Origin of the sequence: Variovorax boronicumulans, from assembly GCF_019352895.1 — a bacterium.
GTDB classification, from domain to species: Bacteria; Pseudomonadota; Gammaproteobacteria; order Burkholderiales; family Burkholderiaceae_C; genus Variovorax; species Variovorax boronicumulans_A.
The window spans coordinates 1-300 of record NZ_JAAAFX010000006.1; the positions used below are offsets into that span (position 1 = coordinate 1).

The window sequence follows — 300 nt, forward strand, 5'->3', positions numbered from 1 at the left end:
CGCATCGCCTCTTACATGGGCGTGTCCAGGGCGACCGTCAGCCGCGTGCTGCGTCGTGCCGGGCTGTCTCGACTGAGCGACCTGCGCCCGGACGAGCCGGTGCAACGCTACGAGCGCGACAACCCTGGCGAACTGCTGCACATCGACATCAAGAAGCTGGGGCGCTTCGACAAGGTCGGCCACCGCATCACCGGCGACCGGACGCAGCGTGCCCGAAACGTCGGCTGGGACTTCGTCTTCGTGGCTGTGGACGACCACAGTCGCCTGGCCTTCACGCGGGTGTACCCCGACGAGACCAAG

Annotated in this window: 1 pseudogene; it reads left to right on the forward strand. The window is 67.3% G+C overall.

The annotated features are described in order from the left end of the window. A pseudogene (locus K0H49_RS14965) lies at nt 1–300 on the forward strand (IS481 family transposase); the annotation flags it as partial.